Source organism: Shewanella frigidimarina (genome assembly GCF_003797125.1).
Lineage (GTDB): Bacteria > Pseudomonadota > Gammaproteobacteria > Enterobacterales > Shewanellaceae > Shewanella > Shewanella frigidimarina.
This window is the reverse complement of record NZ_RKKE01000002.1, coordinates 594,860-613,303: the sequence shown is the minus strand read 5'-3', so window position 1 is coordinate 613,303 and position 18,444 is coordinate 594,860. Positions and strand designations below refer to the sequence as shown.

The window sequence follows — 18,444 nt, the reverse complement described above, 5'->3', positions numbered from 1 at the left end:
GAGTTCTGTCACATGAAAGAATTACATTACCTATTTGGTAAACCAATAAGCCAAGCTGATTTACGTACCTATAACAGCGACTTTATAGTTAAAGAAATTTTGCCTTTTACTCCAACAGGGGAAGGCGAGCATCATATGCTTCATGTACGTAAAAATGGCATGAATACCGTTTATGTTGCCGAGATATTAGCTAAATTTGCGAAAGTGCATCCAAAAGAAGTGACTTTTGCAGGTCAGAAAGACAAAAATGCCATCACTGAACAATGGTTCGGGATACGCATTCCTGGTAAAGAAACGCCAGAGTGGACGCAGCTGAATGATGATAAATTAACCATTCTGTCGAGCAGTCGTCACAGTAAAAAATTGCGTATTGGCGCCTTGCTAGGAAATCGATTTGTTCTGACATTACGCAATATCAATGATACGGCCGATGCCGAGTCTCGTTTACAGCAGATAGCAAAACTCGGAGTCCCTAATTACTTTGGTGAGCAGCGCTTTGGCCACGATGGTAAAAACCTGATCTTAGGGAGACAAATGCTGAGTGGTGGTCGTAACATAAAAGATCGCCATAAACGCAGCATGTATTTATCAGCTGTGCGTTCTAATGTGTTCAATCAGGTGGTGTCATTTCGATTAGCTAATCATCAGGCAGATACCGTCGCGGGTGATTGCGTTATGTTAGCTGGTAGTAAAAGCTATTTTACCGCCGAAGTATGGGATGAGGTACTCAACAACCGCTTAGCTGAAAAAGATATCCAACTTTCCGCTCCACTTTGGGGAAGGGGAACGCCATTAGCACAAGGTGAGGCATTAGCTTTAGAATTAACGCCATTAGCTGAATTATCGGCTGATTTACAGGGACTCGAAGAAGCAGGTTTATCACAAGAGAGACGGCCATTATTACTTGAACCTCAAGGAATGAAATGGCAGTTTGATGCTGATACGCTCACTCTTGAATTTGTATTACCTGCAGGGAGTTATGCCACCTCGGTGTTACGCGAACTTGCTGATTATCAAGATGTCCAAGAGTCACAACGAAAAGTCATGGTTGCCGAGCAACAAGCACAAAAAAATGAAGAGTGTTAATTAATGATTAATATTTTAGTCAGTAATGATGATGGCGTGAGAGCCCCCGGTATTATTGCATTAACCCACGCATTGAGTGAGTTTGCGCAAGTATTAACCGTCGCACCGGATCGTAATTGCTCTGGTGCGAGCAATTCATTAACCTTGACTAATCCATTAAGAATTAATAACTTAGAGAATGGTTATATTTCTGTTAACGGTACTCCGACAGATTGTGTCCATCTCGCTATTAGGCAATTGTGTCAAACCGAACCCGATATCGTTGTTTCTGGTATCAATGCTGGGGCGAATATGGGGGATGACACCTTATATTCAGGCACTGTTGCAGCGGCAATGGAAGGACGATTTTTAGGTTTACCTGCCATAGCAGTGTCACTGGTTGGAAAATCATTAATTCATTACGATACAGCAGCCATCTTTGCTGCCAAAATTGTAAAAGGGTTGCTGGAACACCCCATTAGCCGTGACCAAATTTTGAATGTTAATGTTCCTGATTTACCTTTAGCACAAATTAAAGGGATTAAAGTCACCCGTTTAGGTGCCCGACATAAAGCTGAAGGTATGATAAAAACCCAAGATCCAGCGGGTAAAGATATATACTGGCTTGGTCCTGTTGGCAGTGAGCAAGATGCCGGAGAAGGGACTGACTTTGGTGCGGTGGCCGCGGGATATGTATCCATAACGCCACTCACTGTAGACTTAACGGCATACAATCAACTTGATGGATTAGCCGATTGGATAATAAAAATATGACACGCGTAGCTTCTACATCAGCAATGAATTTAGCCAAAAAATTGGCCGACGCAGGGATCCGACATCCTGCGGTATTGCATGCTGTAGCAACAACACCACGTGAATTGTTCCTTGATGGTGCATTAGCTCATAAAGCGTATGAGAATACTGCATTACCTATCGGACAGGGACAGACAATTTCGCAGCCTTATATTGTGGCTCGAATGACTGAACTGCTGCTGCAGCACAATCCTCAAAAAGTGTTAGAGATTGGCACTGGCTCAGGTTACCAAGCAGCTGTTTTAGCATCGCTAATTCCTGAGCTTTTCACAATTGAGCGTATAAAAGCATTACAAATACAAGCTCGTCAAAGATTAAAACGTCTAGATTTACACAATGTCGCATTCAAATATGGTGATGGTTGGCAAGGGTGGTCAAACCGTGGACCATTTGATGGAATAATGGTGACAGCTGCAGCTGCAACAGTACCTCAAGCATTGCTTGAACAGTTGTCCGAGCATGGCGTATTGATTATTCCGGTAGGAGAAGACACCCAGCAATTACTCAAAATTACCCGTATCGGACAGACATTCCAATCTGAGATTATAGAGGCTGTTAAATTTGTACCTCTTATTAATGGAGATTTGGCTTAGTTAACACGATAGAAATGAATTTTATCAATTATTGATGTTTTCGTTTGGAGTAAGCTTCTTTAGCTTAACAATCACGTATTTTCCCCGTTAAGGATTTTGTTTGATGAATACCGGTTGGCCAAACTTTGTGGTCTTAGCAATCATGCTCACTGGATGCAGCTTTCAAGCTGATCGTCCCGCACCGGTAGATAGCTTATCGTCAAAAAATCATGGTCCTCGATATCATAAAGGCTCGTTAAAAAACGATAAATATAAAGTAAAGAAAGGCGATACACTTTATTCAATAGCTTGGGGAGCTGGGCGTAATTTTGTCGAAGTTGCTCGTTTGAATCGTTTATCGGCTCCTTATACTATTTATCCTGGGCAAACGCTTAATTTAGCGGCTACAAATAATAGTCAATCGGCACCAGCTCGAACATCCCAACCTTATGTTAATTCAGTGCAAACCCAAGCCGTCACTAAGCCCTATATATCGAGCTCAGATAGTTCTAAATTAAAAACAATCAAACCAGCTGCCACGCCAAACCCAAGCCCAGTAGCCGTTTCGGCCAGAACGAAAAAAGATCTTGATCACAAAGTGAAGCCTGCGTATTCTGTAACAACTACCCAACAAACAATTAACCAAAGTGCGAGTAGTTCTGTTGTTAATTTGCCACAGCAAGTTCAGCAATGGCTCTGGCCAGTTAGAGGTCGAATAGTTGGATATTTTTCGGCATCAGAACAAGGCAATCAAGGTATAAAGATTGCTGGTAATCGCGGCGATATTATTAAAGCCGCAGCAGATGGGAGAGTCGTGTATGCCGGCAATGCACTGCGCGGGTATGGCAACTTAGTTATTATCAAGCACAATGATGATTTTTTAAGTGCTTATGCGCATGCCGACACGATATTGGTTAAAGAAAAGCAATATGTGAGTGCAGGACAAACAGTTGCAAAAATGGGCAGTACCGGGACACACCAAGTTATGCTTCACTTTGAAGTACGATTTCATGGTAAGTCTGTCAACCCATTACGATATCTACCTAAACAGTAATTGTTTAGCAACATAATTAACGGAGGATAAGCAAGTGAAGTAGATTAAATACCACAAATTAGGTTTGGGAGAGCAATTATGAGCCGCAAAAATAATACTGCTTCAGCAGAATGTCTTGTCGATCTAGCTAAACAACCACCAGAAGTTGCAACCGATAAACGCGATTTGGTGCAACAACTTGATATTGAAGAAAAAGTCCAAGATGACTTACAGAAAAATTTAGACGCTACTCAATTATATTTAGGTGAAATAGGTTTTTCTCCGCTACTGACAGCAGAGGAAGAAGTGTTTTTTTCACGTAAATCCCTCAAAGGATGCGAAAAGTCTCGCAACCGCATGATAGAAAGCAATCTCCGTCTTGTTGTTAAAATTTCCAGAAGATATAACAATCGTGGCTTAGCGCTGCTCGATCTTATCGAAGAAGGCAATTTAGGCTTGATTCGAGCGGTTGAAAAGTTTGATCCTGAGCGTGGTTTCCGTTTTTCCACTTATGCGACTTGGTGGATTAGACAAACCATTGAACGGGCGATCATGAACCAGACTCGTACTATTCGTTTACCGATTCATATTGTAAAAGAATTAAATGTGTACTTGCGGACAGCAAGACAGCTTGCCCAAAAGCTTGATCACGAACCTACTGCAGAAGAGATCGCCGAAAAATTAGATGTGTCTACCGGTGATGTCAGTCGTATGTTGAAATTAAATGAAAGAATCACTTCGGTAGACTCGCCTCTCAGCGGCGATAATGAGAAGGCATTATTAGATGTTATTGCTGATGATGATTCCGTTGGCCCAGATTATCGGGTACAAAATGAAGATTTATCTAATTCGATAGTAGGCTGGTTAAATGAATTGAATACCAAACAGCGTGAAGTATTAGCGCGACGTTTTGGTTTGCTCGGATATGAGCCTTCAACATTAGAAAATGTCGGTGCCGAAATTGGTCTAACACGTGAGCGTGTTCGTCAAATTCAAGTCGAAGCACTTAAACGTTTAAAAGACTTACTAGGGTCGCAAGGACTGTCAGTTGAAGCATTATTCAGAGATTAATGGATAGTGGAAGTATATTGTGAATATTAAGCGGTAGACTATCATCAACACACAAATGATATGTCATCGTTAATGTCTCAATAAGGTCAATTAAGGTGTTGCGATGTTCGGGTTAAAACCTATATGAGTATTTGTATTTTGACTCATGTGATTAGGTTTATCCCACTAATCGCCAACTTAATTTAAGCGTTGTGTAGTTGCAATTTGACGATATAACCTAGCTATTATTGATGGTGTTTTAATGCTATTAGTTCATTTCAACGTATTTTTAAAGTTGTTACTGAGACTGTTACTTGTTCGATGTAACACCTGGTATGTCATTGATATGGAAGCCTTTGCAGGCTTCCACAGTTCAAAAAAACACTTAAGCAGTTATTTTCGACGCTAGGTGTTCGTGTGACTTAATCGCTTCAATTCATACAAATAATCTAAAGCCTGCTTCGGCGTCAACTCGTCCGGATTAATTTGGGCTAACTTTTCCAGTGCTAGTGATGGCTCTGGAATTGGAGGTAATAAGTTCATACTCACTTGAGTTGGATTCTGTTGAGATAATGTCATATCTCGGTTTTCTAGTTGATGAAGCTTATGTTTTGCCGCTTTAATGACGGAGGCCGGAACACCCGCTAGGGCTGCAACTTGTAGACCATAACTTTTACTTGCAGCACCTTCTTGTACCGAATGCATAAAGGCAATTGTGTCGTCGTGTTCTATTGCATCTAAATGCACATTAATCACTGACGGTAACAGCTCGGGCAATTGAGTTAATTCAAAATAATGAGTAGCAAATAATGTCAGGGCACTGACGTTTTTCGCAAGATATTCAGCAGCAGACCAAGCGAGTGCTAAACCATCATAGGTTGAGGTGCCGCGACCTATTTCGTCCATTAACACTAAACTGTTTGCAGTAGCATTATGTAAAATATTAGCTGTTTCGGTCATTTCAACCATGAAAGTTGACCGGCCTGATGCCAAATCATCTGATGCACCAATACGGGTAAAAATCCGGTCGATTTCACCAATTTGAGCATGGTCTGCTGGAACGAAACAGCCGATATGTGCCATTAATGTAATCAATGCTACTTGGCGCATATAGGTTGATTTACCCCCCATATTTGGGCCTGTAACAATAAGCATTTGGCGCTGTGGTGTTAATGCAACTGGGTTAGCAATAAACGCTGCTTGGCTAACTCGCTCAACGACAGGATGGCGGCCCGCTTCAATATTAATGCCAATGTCGAGGCTCATTTGTGGGCATTGATAATTAAATAACTCTGCTCGTTCGGCAAAGTTACTTAATATATCTAACTCGGCAGCAGCCGTTGCAAACTGCTGTAATTCTTGTAGTTTAGGTAACAACAAGTCAAACAGTTGTTCCCACAATTGTTTTTCAAGCGCGAGTGCTTTGCCCTGGCTAGACAGTACTTTCTCTTCGTATTCTTTCAATTCTGGGGTGATATAACGTTCGGTGCCTTTGAGTGTTTGGCGGCGCTGATAGCTCAGTGGCACTCTATCTGACTGTAAACGGCTCACTTCAATATAGTAACCATGAACTCGGTTATAGCCGACTTTTAAGGTATTAATCCCTGTTTGTTGTTTCTCACGAGCTTCAAGTTCGACTAAATAATCACTGGCGCCTTCACTCAACTTGCGCCATTCATCTAACTCATTATTATAGCCAGTACGGATAACGCCACCATCACGAATTAACATGGGAGGGTTGTCTACAATAGCGCGTTCTAATAAATCGTGTTGTTCAGGAAATTCACCCAGTAATTGTACTAACGTGTTTAATCGAGGTTGTTGGCATATTGCTAATGTTTGCTGGATTTCAGGCAGAAGCGTTAGTGCTTGCTTTAAGCGTGAAAAATCACGTGGTCTGGCACTGCGTAGTGCTAAACGAGCCATAATACGTTCGATATCACCTAAGCTTTTTAGTTGCTCATGTAACGTTTGATACAAATCTTGTTCAATCAGTTCACTGACCGCACTATGTCTATATTGAATTGTTTGACGATTGCGTAATGGCTCATGGATCCAACGTTGTAACATACGGCTACCCATAGGGGTGGCAGTATTATCCAATACCCATGCGAGAGTATTCTCCCGCCCACCAGATAAATTTTGAGTTAACTCTAAATTACGTCTGGTTGCGGCATCTAAAATAATTGATTCTGATTGATTAAAGCGCACAATCGAGTTGATATGTGGCAACGCCATCTTTTGGGTATCTTTGACATACTGCATTAAACAACCTGCAGCTTGTAACGCTAATCGTGCATCAGTAATTCCAAAACCGTGTAAATCTTTGGTGCCAAATTGATTGAGCAGTAAATTAATACAGGTGTCGTAGTCAAACTCCCACTCAGGGCGACGACGGATGCCTTTCATATTATTGATCAATAACATGTCAGTAAAATCTTCACTGTACAGTAGCTCAGCTGGATTAGTGCGTTGTAATTCGGCTTCTAAAGCTTCACGAGTGGGTAATTCAGCAACCACAAAGCGACCTGATGAAATATCCAACGTCGCGTAACCAAAACCCGTTTTACCCTGATACAGTGCCGCCAGTAAATTGTCTTGTTTTTCTTGCAGTAAAGCTTCGTCGGTTAAGGTGCCTGGGGTCACAATACGCACCACTTGGCGTTCAACGGGCCCTTTCGATGTCGCTGGATCACCAATTTGCTCACAAATAGCCACAGACTGACCAATGTTAACTAATTTTGCTAAATAGCCTTCGACGGCGTGATATGGAATGCCTGCCATGGGAATCGGGTCACCGCCGCTTTTACCACGAGCCGTCAGTGAAATACCTAGCATTTCAGAAGCGCGTTTAGCGTCATCGTAAAACAGCTCATAAAAATCACCCATTCGATAAAACAATAACATATCGGGATGGGCCGCTTTTAAGCCCAAATACTGGCGCATCATCGGGGTGTGTTTTTCTAAATCGCTGGTATCAATCACTGTCATTATGAACACTTCACTATTAATCAATCGTAGGACGTAAATCTTATGGGACTAATCTTAACAATATTTGTCCCCAGCGTATAAATAGATTCAAACAAAAAATTTTATGAGGATAAAATATTGATGTAAATAGGCAATTCTCAAAGGTTAAAAAAAAAATCAGCTCAGCACTTGATACTGTATGACTATACAGTATACTGATGAACATATTGAAATGATTCACATCACTTCACCTAAGTCGAAATAGCATTTTACTAAACGTATTGAATGCCTTAAGAGGGTTTTATAATGAAGGTTGATCCAAATAAAGAGAAAGCACTAGCCGCCGTTTTAAGCCAAATTGAAAAGCAATTTGGTAAAGGCTCAATTATGAAGTTGGGCGAAGATCGCACAATGGATGTTGAAACTATCTCTACCGGTTCGCTTTCATTGGATATCGCACTCGGTGCGGGCGGTTTGCCAATGGGACGTATCGTTGAAATTTACGGTCCAGAATCATCAGGTAAAACGACGTTAACTCTTGAAGTAATCGCCGCAGCGCAACGCGAAGGTAAAACCTGTGCGTTTATTGATGCAGAGCATGCACTGGACCCTATTTATGCCAAAAAGCTAGGCGTAGATATTGATAACCTACTTTGTTCACAACCAGACACTGGTGAGCAAGCATTAGAAATTTGTGATGCGTTAACTCGTTCTGGTGCTGTAGACGTTATTGTGGTCGATTCTGTTGCGGCATTAACGCCAAAAGCTGAAATTGAAGGTGAAATTGGTGATTCACATATGGGCCTTGCCGCTCGTATGATGAGCCAAGCAATGCGTAAGCTGGCTGGTAATCTTAAGCAATCAAATACTTTGCTTATTTTTATTAACCAAATTCGTATGAAAATTGGTGTGATGTTTGGTAGTCCAGAAACTACCACCGGTGGTAATGCACTTAAGTTCTACGCTTCAGTACGTTTAGATATTCGTCGTACCGGTGCCATTAAAGACGGTGACGAAGTAGTTGGTAATGAAACTCGCGTCAAAGTGGTTAAAAACAAAATTGCGGCTCCGTTTAAGCAAGCGGAATTCCAAATCCTTTATGGACAAGGTATTAACCGTACCGGTGAGTTAGTCGATTTAGGCGTTGCGCATAAGTTAGTTGATAAAGCGGGCGCTTGGTATAGCTACAAAGGCGAAAAAATTGGTCAAGGCCGTGCTAACGCAGGTAAGTTCTTGACTGAGAATCCAGTCATTGCTAGCGAAATTAATACCACTTTACGTGCTATGTTATTGAATGGTGGTGCTAATTCATCAGATTCAAAAACAGAAAGTGATGAGAATATTGACCTTGAAACTGGCGAAGTGTTTTAAGCTAGCCAGTAAGTTACCTCTATCGCGGTAGCGCATCTTGCGCGCCGCGAATATTCCCCTAAAATCTTCAGACATTTATACCGCGAATAACTTCACAGCTAAAAACTACACCGCTTAATCATTGATATACTCAAAAATTCATGTACTCGTTATTGTGAGTTTCAGCCGTTGTTATGACATCGTTGTTACTCTACATTACTTTTAGTAAGCTTAAGCTACCTTAATGTAAAACTTATTAACTTGTTTATATTCAATAGCTAAGCGCTTGGTATTTAGTATTTAGCGTGTGAAATCAAATCCTGCAATAAACTACCTGCTAGATCTGCTGTTATCTCATATATTTTTAAAGCTAGTTTATTCCTATCCAAGACTGTTGTTTTATCGTAATAGTTAATAGCGGCTAATTATTCGAATCAATTAAACTGAATTTAGATCATTTTATATTTGAAGAGTAGTCCGGCACTCGATAAAAACCATTATTGCTAACCAGCCTGTCCACCTCAATATTTGTTTTGCTAAATTAAGCAAATTGACAGGCAATAAATAGCCTATTGTCAGTTAACCCAATGCGGTTAGTAGGGCAGGAGGTTGTTTGAGAAGCGTTTATTACCCAGACTTATGCTACTTAAGCTTAGTCAATGAGACAGCTTATTAATAACTATTATTATCGGTTTCTGCGAAGAGGATAATCGAGTCACTCATCTCGCACATTGACGTAAATTCAGTATATAATGCTTACATTTACAGGCTTGCATGCCAAGCTCGTTACTTTCGTATTTTCTATATTCAGGGCCATTTCATGTTTCAGACTACAGCAGAGTTAAGAAGCGCTTTTTTAAAGTACTTTGAAGATAACGGACATCAGGTTGTTGATAGCAGCTCGCTTGTTCCCACAAATGACCCAACACTGTTATTCACTAATGCAGGTATGAACCAGTTTAAAGATGTGTTCCTCGGCATGGATAAGCGCAATTATACTCGTGCGACAACCTCTCAACGTTGTGTTCGTGCAGGTGGCAAACATAACGATTTAGACAACGTGGGTTATACCGCTCGTCACCATACGTTTTTTGAAATGTTAGGTAACTTCAGTTTCGGTGATTATTTCAAAGAAGATGCAATTCGTTTTGCATGGACCTTTTTAACTGAAACGCTCAAGCTGCCAAAAGAACGCCTCTGCGTGACTATTTATGAAACCGATGATGAAGCATATGATCTTTGGACTCAAAAAATAGGTGTGCCAGCAGAAAACATGATCCGCATTGGTGATAATAAAGGCGGAGCTTTTGCGTCAGATAACTTCTGGCAGATGGGTGACACTGGTCCTTGTGGTCCTTGTAGTGAGATTTTCTACGACCATGGCGATCATATATGGGGTGGCCGCCCAGGTACGCCTGAAGAAGACGGTGATCGCTTTATTGAAATTTGGAACATTGTCTTTATGCAGTACAACCGTCAAGCCGACGGTGAAATGTTGCCTTTGCCAAAACCTTCTGTTGATACAGGTATGGGTATTGAGCGAATTGCTGCGATTATGCAAGGCGTGCATTCAAACTACGAAATCGATATTTTTAAACAACTTATTGCCAAAACTGCTGAAATTATCGGTGTAACTGATTTAGAAAATAAATCTCTGCGTGTTATTGCTGACCACATTCGTTCATGTGCATTTTTAATTGCTGATGGTGTTATGCCATCAAATGAAGGTCGTGGTTATGTGTTGCGTCGTATTATTCGTCGCGCAGTTCGTCATGGTAACAAGCTGGGCGCTAATGACGCATTTTTCTACAAACTTGTGCCAACACTTATTAGCGTAATGGGCGATGCCGCCATTGGCTTAAAACAAACTCAAGCTATTGTTGAAAAAGCCTTAAAAGCGGAAGAGGAGCAGTTTGCTCGCACTCTTGAGCGCGGTTTAGTTATTTTAGATGGCGCGTTGAACAACTTGCAAGGTGATACTTTAGACGGCGACACCTTATTTAAACTGTATGACACCTATGGCTTCCCTGTTGATTTAACTGCAGATGTTTGTCGTGAACGTGATATTAACGTTGATGAAGCTGGCTTTGAGTCAGCAATGGCTGAACAAAGAAGCCGTGCACAAGCTGCAGGTAACTTTGGTGCTGATTATAATAGCCAATTAATTATCGACGCAGAAACCGCATTCAGTGGTTATACCGAGTTAACTGGTCAGCCTAATGTGATTGCTTTATATGTTGACGGTAAAGCGGTTGATACCGTGACAGCGGGTCAGGATGCCGTCGTAGTATTAGACAATACTCCATTTTATGCAGAATCTGGTGGGCAGGTTGGTGATAAAGGCCTGCTGACAGCAGATGGTGTAGTATTTACCGTTGCAGACACTCAAAAATTTGGTCCAGCTACAGGTCACCAAGGTCAACTAGCTCAAGGTCAGTTAGTGATCGGGCAACAGTTAACCGCGCAGGTCGATAAAAAGTTACGCCATCGTACGCAATTGAATCATTCTGTTACTCACTTATTGCATGCTGCATTACGTCAAGTGTTAGGCTCACATGTGTCTCAAAAGGGTTCACTTGTTAATCCTGAACGCTTACGCTTTGACTTTGCTCATTTTGAAGCGGTTAAGCCATCAGAATTGAAAGCTGTTGAAGATTTGGTTAACACCCAAATTCGTCGCAACCATGAACTTTGTACCGCCGAAATGGCCATTGATGAAGCCAAAGAAAAAGGTGCAATGGCATTATTTGGTGAGAAATACGATGACCAAGTACGTGTTGTCACTATGGGTGATTTCTCTATCGAACTGTGTGGTGGAACTCACGTTGGCCGCACTGGTGATATTGGTTTATTTAAAATTACTTCTGAGAATGGCATTGCCGCAGGAGTACGTCGTATTGAAGCTGTTACGGGTATTGCTGCAATGGCTTATATTGCCGAGCAGCAAGCCATGTTAGATGAAGCTGCACAACTACTTAAGTCCGATAGTGCTTCAGTTGTGGTCAAGTTAAAAGCTCAGCTAGATAAAGTGAAGCAATTAGAAAAAGATTTATCTCAATTAAAAGATAAGTTAGCTGCTGCGGCCAGTGCCGATATGGCAGGTGATGCGGTAGAAATTAATGGTGTTAAACTTTTAGTTAAACAGCTTGATGGTATTGACCCTGGTTCACTTCGTGGATTACAAGATGAGCTGAAGCAAAAGTTAAAATCTGCGATTATTGTGCTAGGTACTGCTAAAGACGGTAAAGTTAATTTAATTGCTGGTGTCAGCAACGATTTAACCAAAAAGGTCAAAGCGGGTGAGTTAGTTGCAATGGTTGCACAACATGTTGGCGGTAAGGGCGGTGGACGTCCTGATATGGCACAAGCTGGTGGAACTCAGCCTGAGAATTTAGCCGCAGCATTAGCCCTTGTAGAGCCCTGGGTAAACGAACGTTTAAGTTAATGAAATCTGTAGATTAGCGTTTTTTTTGGCAATTGAGTCATAAAGTCTAAGATATGCGACTTTATGACTTGAGTGCTATGAGTAGATTTGGCATAGTGAACTAACTTGCTAACAGTAAAAGCGTTTAAAGGGTTGCAAGCGTTGGGCAATGCTTACTATTGTACTTGTGTAGTACTTTAATATTGTATTGGTTTTCAATTCCTGTCGTTTTTGTTATTGGTTTGCCGTATTGGATTGTTTAGCTACTGAATCTTATATCGTGAATGTGATTAATTTACGGTTATTCTCGTTTTAAAAGACGACTAATCGTCAAGTTTTATGATTTCCTAAGAGAATTTGCTTTATAAACTGATGTATTCAGAAATTGATACTATGATTTTATGTAAAGCAGACCTTATAATGAGCGCATATTACGGATAAAGCGTGTTATGCAGATTGAACTTAAAGGAGCAATCGAATGCTAATTTTGACTCGTCGAGTAGGCGAAACATTAATGATCGGTGATGAAGTCACCGTTACTGTGCTAGGTGTTAAAGGTAATCAGGTACGTATTGGTGTAAATGCACCTAAAGAAGTATCTGTTCACCGTGAAGAGATCTACCAACGTATTCAATCTGAGAAGTCAGGAACCCCTTCTGAAGGTGGTAATTACTAATTTCGGCAGATTATGTCGATATCATTAAGCCAGCATTTGCTGGCTTTTTTGTTTTTTACATTACGGTATATTACCGTTTAGTTTAATCAGCCTTGTTCGTTAAATTCTATTCGGCATTTTTACTGCCATCAAACAGGCTTTGTTGGCTTTATGGGGCAATTGAAAGATAGACTAGTTAAGTGTGATTTCACGGGTTAGCCTCAAATTTAGACCCAAATTCAAATAATAACGGGTCAATTTGAATATGAGTGACTTGTTATTATTCTAACGTTTATCGCTTGATCCATCTGTTATTCTGCGTTGAGGTTACATTAGCTGTAGCGTAGAGCACCTCACAGCTTCAATTTAAGCTTGTTAGTGTAAGTAGGACTATTTCCCTTTAAGTTGATGCAAGGTTGAAGTGAAATGAATGAGGCTCTCACAAGATGATTTCAGCACACTTATTAAGTTTGTTGAATGCATCTATAAAGGATTTGTCATTATATATGTTATCCGTCTGATGCATTTAGTTAAGTGAGTGTTGAATGATCACAGGATGCTACTTCTAGTTAACCATCAGTACTAAGCCATTTTCTTTAAACGTATATTCATTTAAGTTTGGATAATTCAGCCTGATCCTAGCGTTGTAATTGTTGAACATTACAAATTCATCGTAAGCTCATGCAAGTCAAAGCAGATAAACATCTTCAAAATGGCTTTATGTTGCCATTTTCTATTACTTAATATGATGTGGAATTGTCATTGCGAGTATAAATTGTCCAATTGACGAGGCTAGGTTTTTAAATCAACGATGCCTTTAAAGATCTCTTTGGTGAAAAACCTTAAAACGCTTGTCGGATGAACCGATGTTTAATGAGATTATGTCTGTAAATTAAAAAGAATATTCATCAAAAAACGACTGTTTTCATCAAGATTTGAGTCTATTATCTCCAATGTGCTTAAAAACACTCCAAATGAAGTTAGGTTTCCTAAAAAGGGTTTGACTTATTTTCATCAAACAGTAATATGTGCGCCAAGAAACGGAGAGGTGGCCGAGTGGCCGAAGGCGCTCCCCTGCTAAGGGAGTATGGGCTTTAAATCCCATCGAGGGTTCGAATCCCTCCTTCTCCGCCATTTCTTACAATAGATATACGATGCGGATGTAGCTCAGCTGGATAGAGTACCTGGCTACGAACCAGGCGGTCGGAGGTTCGACTCCTCCCATCCGCACCATTATCTATTAAAGTGTTAAACATGAATGCGCGTGTAGCTCAGCTGGATAGAGTACCTGGCTACGAACCAGGCGGTCGGAGGTTCGACTCCTCCCACGCGCACCATTTCATGTTTCACTAAAACCCAATTTATGCGCGTGTAGCTCAGCTGGATAGAGTACCTGGCTACGAACCAGGCGGTCGGAGGTTCGACTCCTCCCACGCGCACCATATATTGCGGAGAGGTGGCCGAGTGGCCGAAGGCGCTCCCCTGCTAAGGGAGTATGGGCTTTAAATCCCATCGAGGGTTCGAATCCCTCCTTCTCCGCCATTCATTAAGTAACGTCGCGCACTTAACATGCAGACGATAGCAATATTTATGAATGGCTTGTTTTACCGATTTTGCGCGTGTAGCTCAGCTGGATAGAGTACCTGGCTACGAACCAGGCGGTCGGAGGTTCGACTCCTCCCACGCGCACCATAATAAAAAATCCCTGCATTAATGCAGGGCTTTTTTTTGCTTAATTTTCATTGTCTTTCTCATCTTACTGCAACCGCTTTATCTCATAAAAATTGATTTTCACATCTTTATTCACTTATTACTCATGTCATGTTTAATCATCTATTTCATCAATTTGTTAAACCAATAAAGTGTGAGTAATTTTTATCATTGAATTATGAATTTGTTATTTTAAAAGTGAATATAGTGATTTTATTGATGATTCATCAGATTATTGCCATTTATTTTGTGTTTTATTGATTTTCCATAATTAGATTTCTTTGTTTTGGTAAGACCAATTTACAAAAAGATAGCATTGTTGTTGTAAATTGTTTATATTTTGTGACAGGATTTTAGGTTTACAGCCTCTTTTTGTTGTTTTTACAATGAAATAAAACTTCGTTGAATAATCGTTGAGTTTGAATATTTATGCTTTTTGAATAGCTCGAGTTATTTATGTGGTCGTTAACAATATTGTTATCTTGGTGCACGTTATGTGACATCGCACCATGATCGCACATTGAGAGACGGTACATAATAGTCAACGCATTGGTTTGATGTTTAACAGATAAAGTGAGGACACATGACATCGATATCTGAGCAGTTATCCGATGCGCTAGGCATCATGGTAATGGGCATGGGCTTAGTATTTATTTTTTTGAGTATCTTAATCATCGGCATTGGCATTGTTGCCAAGCTTTTTCCGCCCTCTGTAGAGGTTCCTACGCTAGCGACAGTAAGTTCTAATGCAACTGAACATACTGTTTTAGACCCTAAGTTGGTTGCCGCTATTACCTCTGCGATACATCAATACCGCGCGAAATAAATTTGGAGTCATTATGAGCAAGCCGTTAGCATTAACCGATGTCGTCCTGCGTGACGCACACCAATCATTATTGGCAACACGTTTACGTATTGACGATATGTTACCCATCGCACCGTTATTAGACAAAGTCGGATTCTGGTCACTCGAGTCTTGGGGGGGCGCTACTTTTGATTCATGCATTCGATATTTAGGCGAAGATCCATGGGATCGTATTCGCGAATTGAAAAAAGCCATGCCTAATACTCCGCAACAAATGTTGCTTCGAGGTCAGAATTTATTGGGTTATCGACATTATGCCGATGATGTCGTTACGCGTTTTGTTGAACGAGCTCATACCAATGGCGTTGATGTATTTCGTATCTTCGATGCAATGAACGATGTACGTAACCTTGAAACAGCGGTTAAAGCGGTTAAAAACGTGGGCGGCCACGCCCAAGGTACCATTTCATTTACCACTAGCCCTGTTCACAACGTTGATACTTGGGTTGATATGGCTAAACGCCTAGAAGATATGGGCGCAGACTCTTTATGTATTAAAGATATGGCGGGTTTACTTAAGCCAATGCAAGCTTACGACCTTATTAGTCGATTAAAATCACAAACGGATTTAATGGTGTCGATGCATTGTCATGCCACAACGGGCTTAAGCAGCGCTACATATCAAAAAGCGATTGAAGCGGGTGTTGATGTGCTTGATACCGCAATATCCTCAATGAGCCAAACCTACGGCCACAGCGCTACCGAAACGTTAGTCGCAATGGTTGAAGATACCGACAGAGCAACAGGTTACGATATGGTGTTGCTAGAAGAAATAGCAGCCTATTTTCGTGAAGTACGTAAAAAATACGTTCGTTTTGAAGGTGCATTGAAGGGCATTGATTCACGTATTTTACGTGCTCAAGTGCCTGGTGGCATGCTAACCAATATGGAAAATCAATTAAAAGAGCAGGGCGCAGCAGACAAAATGGATGCCGTGCTTGAAGAGATCCCACGGGTACGCGCAGATCTTGGCTTCTTACCTTTAGTTACGCCTACCTCGCAAATTGTAGGTTCACAGTCAGTGATCAACGTGCTGATGGGTGAGCGTTACAAGTCGATGACCAAAGAGACCGAAGGCGTACTAAAAGGCGAATATGGTGCGACGCCAGCGCCTGTTAATGCCGAACTACAAGCCCGAGTGTTAAAAGGCGAGCAGCCTATTACGTGTCGTCCAGCCGATTTAATTGCACCAGAACTTGATAAGTTACGTGTAGAGCTTGCAGAAGCAGCCAAAGAGCAGGGCTTTAGCTTAGCTGCAGAACAAGATGACGATGTAATGACTTACGCGTTATTCAATCAAATTGGTCTTAAGTTTCTTAAAAATCGCGGCAATCCAGATGCATTTGAACCTGTCCCAAGTGCAGATGATTTACAAGTGAAAGTCGATAAAGGCCCACAGACCTATACCGTCGATGTCGATGGTCAACATTTTGTGGTCGAAGTGAGTGAAGGTGGTGAGATCGGTCATATCGCGCCAGCATCAGCACCTATTGCGGCAGCGTCTGCAACGGTCGCCTCAGCGCCAACGGGTGAGATTAAATGCACCATGGCCGCGCCGTTATCGGGAAATATTTTCAAAGTGTTAGTCAGTAATGGTCAAGCGGTTAAAACCGGTGAAGTGATCATCATCCTCGAAGCGATGAAAATGGAAACCGAAATTCGTGCTCAACAAGATGGTGTTGTAACTCAGTTAGCGGTTAAGCAGGGTGACAGTGTAACTGTAGGTTCAACATTGTTATCACTAGCATAAGAGGTCGAAATGGAAGGATTATTGGCTTTTTGGGCTGAAACAGGTGTCGCTAACTTTACTGGTGGCCAACTGTTAATGATGGCTGTGGGTTGTTTATTGTTATTTCTAGCGATAATTAAAGGATTTGAGCCGTTATTGTTATTACCTATTGGATTTGGTGCCATATTAGCCAACATTCCTAATGCAGGTTTTACCGACGAAGGTGGCTTACTGTATTACGCTTATCATGTCGGGATTGAGACTGGGGTGTTCCCATTGCTTATCTTCATGGGTGTTGGTGCATTAACTGATTTTGGGGCACTCATTGCTAATCCTAAAACATTATTGTTAGGCGCAGCGGCACAATTTGGGATTTTCTCAACCTTAATTGGTGCTATTGCCTTAAATTGGGTGCCTGGGTTTGAGTTTAGTATGCAAGATGCTGCGGCTATTGCCATTATTGGTGGCGCAGATGGTCCGACGGCGATTTTCTTAGCCTCTAAACTGGCGCCTGAATTGTTAGGGGCGATTGCCGTTGCTGCATATTCATACATGGCGTTAGTGCCATTAATTCAGCCGCCGATCATGAAACTGCTCACTACCAAAGCAGAACGTGAAATTAAAATGGAACAATTGCGTGAAGTCAGTAAGAAAGAGAAAATTATCTTTCCACTGATGGTATTAGGGTTAACCATTTTATTTTTACCCGCAGCAACCCCATTAATTGGTATGTTCTGTTTGGGCAATTTAATGCGCGAATCGGGTGTGGTGGATCGTTTATCGAAAACGGCACAAAATGAATTAATCAACATAGTGACGATCTTTTTAGGTCTTGCTGTTGGGTCTAAGCTTTCAGCAGATCAATTTCTGCGTATCGAAACGCTAGGTATTTTAATTCTCGGCGCGGTTGCGTTTAGTATTGGTACCGCTTCAGGGGTATTGATGGCTAAATTAATGAGTAAACTCTCTGGTGGAAAAATTAACCCGCTTATTGGCGCTGCAGGCGTATCTGCTGTACCAATGGCTGCACGAGTAGTCAATAAGGTTGGTTTAGAGGCTAACAACCAAAACTTCTTACTCATGCATGCCATGGGGCCTAACGTTGCAGGTGTGCTAGGTAGTGCCGTTGCTGCAGGTGTATTATTGGCGGTGCTAGGCTAAGTAGTTTGTTTTTATAGCTTATATTTGACGTTAACAAAACAGCCCAA

Annotated in this window: 12 protein-coding genes and 6 tRNA genes; 17 read left to right on the top strand and 1 reads right to left on the bottom strand. The window is 41.3% G+C overall.

The window, feature by feature from the left end:
- Window positions 1-12 precede the first annotated feature (12 nt).
- The 5 genes from truD (at window position 13) to rpoS (ending at window position 4,554) form a co-directional block, all read left to right on the top strand.
- On the top strand, window positions 13-1,086 hold the full coding sequence (truD, locus tag EGC86_RS07640) for a tRNA pseudouridine(13) synthase TruD (RefSeq protein WP_123777135.1): 1,074 nt from the start codon (window positions 13-15) through the stop codon (window positions 1,084-1,086).
- Between the two features lie 3 nt (window positions 1,087-1,089).
- Window positions 1,090-1,839 (top strand): 5'/3'-nucleotidase SurE, encoded by a 750-nt coding sequence (gene surE / locus EGC86_RS07635; protein WP_011636531.1) that lies wholly within the window; start codon window positions 1,090-1,092, stop codon window positions 1,837-1,839.
- Complete coding sequence (locus EGC86_RS07630) at window positions 1,836-2,471, top strand: protein-L-isoaspartate(D-aspartate) O-methyltransferase (protein WP_123777134.1); 636 nt, start codon at window positions 1,836-1,838, stop codon at window positions 2,469-2,471. The genes surE and EGC86_RS07630 overlap by 4 nt, the downstream gene beginning before the upstream one ends.
- 100 nt (window positions 2,472-2,571) lie before the next feature.
- Window positions 2,572-3,504, top strand: coding sequence for a peptidoglycan DD-metalloendopeptidase family protein (locus EGC86_RS07625; protein WP_425376021.1), 933 nt, complete (start codon window positions 2,572-2,574; stop codon window positions 3,502-3,504).
- A 78-nt stretch (window positions 3,505-3,582) separates the two neighbouring features.
- On the top strand, window positions 3,583-4,554 hold the full coding sequence (gene rpoS / locus EGC86_RS07620) for an RNA polymerase sigma factor RpoS (protein WP_011636534.1): 972 nt from the start codon (window positions 3,583-3,585) through the stop codon (window positions 4,552-4,554).
- Between the two features lie 384 nt (window positions 4,555-4,938).
- Here the strand turns inward: rpoS and mutS are convergent, their stop codons facing one another.
- A complete protein-coding gene (gene mutS, locus EGC86_RS07615) occupies window positions 4,939-7,524 on the bottom strand; it encodes a DNA mismatch repair protein MutS (protein WP_123777132.1) in 2,586 nt (861 codons plus the stop codon).
- Window positions 7,525-7,809: 285 nt separating this feature from the next.
- Between mutS and recA the strand changes: the two genes are divergently transcribed.
- From recA to EGC86_RS07555, 12 genes are all read left to right on the top strand, one after another.
- Window positions 7,810-8,874, top strand: a complete 1,065-nt coding sequence (gene recA, locus EGC86_RS07610; RefSeq protein ID WP_011636536.1) for a recombinase RecA — start codon at window positions 7,810-7,812, stop codon at window positions 8,872-8,874.
- 799 nt (window positions 8,875-9,673) lie between these two features.
- Window positions 9,674-12,298 carry an alanine--tRNA ligase gene (gene alaS, locus EGC86_RS07605; protein WP_123777131.1) on the top strand — a complete coding sequence of 875 codons (2,625 nt, stop codon included), beginning with the start codon at window positions 9,674-9,676 and terminating at the stop codon, window positions 12,296-12,298.
- A 457-nt stretch (window positions 12,299-12,755) separates the two neighbouring features.
- The gene (gene csrA / locus EGC86_RS07600) at window positions 12,756-12,953 is read left to right on the top strand and encodes a carbon storage regulator CsrA (protein WP_011636538.1); all 198 of its coding nucleotides are present in this window, start codon (window positions 12,756-12,758) and stop codon (window positions 12,951-12,953) included.
- A gap of 1,021 nt (window positions 12,954-13,974) precedes the next feature.
- Window positions 13,975-14,066: transfer RNA gene (locus EGC86_RS07595), tRNA-Ser, on the top strand.
- A gap of 22 nt (window positions 14,067-14,088) precedes the next feature.
- A tRNA-Arg gene (locus tag EGC86_RS07590) sits at window positions 14,089-14,165 on the top strand.
- Window positions 14,166-14,192: 27 nt separating this feature from the next.
- A tRNA-Arg gene (locus EGC86_RS07585) sits at window positions 14,193-14,269 on the top strand.
- A 28-nt stretch (window positions 14,270-14,297) separates the two neighbouring features.
- Window positions 14,298-14,374: transfer RNA gene (locus EGC86_RS07580), tRNA-Arg, on the top strand.
- Window positions 14,375-14,382: 8 nt separating this feature from the next.
- Window positions 14,383-14,474: transfer RNA gene (locus EGC86_RS07575), tRNA-Ser, on the top strand.
- Between the two features lie 73 nt (window positions 14,475-14,547).
- Window positions 14,548-14,624, top strand: a tRNA-Arg gene (locus tag EGC86_RS07570).
- A 601-nt stretch (window positions 14,625-15,225) separates the two neighbouring features.
- Window positions 15,226-15,468 carry an OadG family transporter subunit gene (locus tag EGC86_RS07565; protein WP_123777130.1) on the top strand — a complete coding sequence of 81 codons (243 nt, stop codon included), beginning with the start codon at window positions 15,226-15,228 and terminating at the stop codon, window positions 15,466-15,468.
- 13 nt (window positions 15,469-15,481) lie between these two features.
- On the top strand, window positions 15,482-17,257 hold the full coding sequence (oadA, locus tag EGC86_RS07560) for a sodium-extruding oxaloacetate decarboxylase subunit alpha (RefSeq protein ID WP_123777129.1): 1,776 nt from the start codon (window positions 15,482-15,484) through the stop codon (window positions 17,255-17,257).
- Between the two features lie 9 nt (window positions 17,258-17,266).
- Window positions 17,267-18,397 carry a sodium ion-translocating decarboxylase subunit beta gene (locus EGC86_RS07555; RefSeq protein WP_011636541.1) on the top strand — a complete coding sequence of 377 codons (1,131 nt, stop codon included), beginning with the start codon at window positions 17,267-17,269 and terminating at the stop codon, window positions 18,395-18,397.
- The last annotated feature ends 47 nt before the right edge of the window (window positions 18,398-18,444 follow it).

Excerpts from the sequence above, each read along its gene's own strand:
- truD (WP_123777135.1), top strand. The coding sequence starts at position 13 with ATGAAAGAATTACATTACCTATTTGGTAAACCAATAAGCCAAGCTGAT.
- surE (WP_011636531.1), top strand. The coding sequence starts at position 1,090 with ATGATTAATATTTTAGTCAGTAATGATGATGGCGTGAGAGCCCCCGGT.
- EGC86_RS07630 (WP_123777134.1), top strand. The coding sequence starts at position 1,836 with ATGACACGCGTAGCTTCTACATCAGCAATGAATTTAGCCAAAAAATTG.
- rpoS (WP_011636534.1), top strand. The coding sequence starts at position 3,583 with ATGAGCCGCAAAAATAATACTGCTTCAGCAGAATGTCTTGTCGATCTA.
- mutS (WP_123777132.1), bottom strand. The coding sequence starts at position 7,524 with ATGACAGTGATTGATACCAGCGATTTAGAAAAACACACCCCGATGATG.
- recA (WP_011636536.1), top strand. The coding sequence starts at position 7,810 with ATGAAGGTTGATCCAAATAAAGAGAAAGCACTAGCCGCCGTTTTAAGC.
- alaS (WP_123777131.1), top strand. The coding sequence starts at position 9,674 with ATGTTTCAGACTACAGCAGAGTTAAGAAGCGCTTTTTTAAAGTACTTT.
- csrA (WP_011636538.1), top strand. The coding sequence starts at position 12,756 with ATGCTAATTTTGACTCGTCGAGTAGGCGAAACATTAATGATCGGTGAT.
- EGC86_RS07565 (WP_123777130.1), top strand. The coding sequence starts at position 15,226 with ATGACATCGATATCTGAGCAGTTATCCGATGCGCTAGGCATCATGGTA.
- oadA (WP_123777129.1), top strand. The coding sequence starts at position 15,482 with ATGAGCAAGCCGTTAGCATTAACCGATGTCGTCCTGCGTGACGCACAC.
- EGC86_RS07555 (WP_011636541.1), top strand. The coding sequence starts at position 17,267 with ATGGAAGGATTATTGGCTTTTTGGGCTGAAACAGGTGTCGCTAACTTT.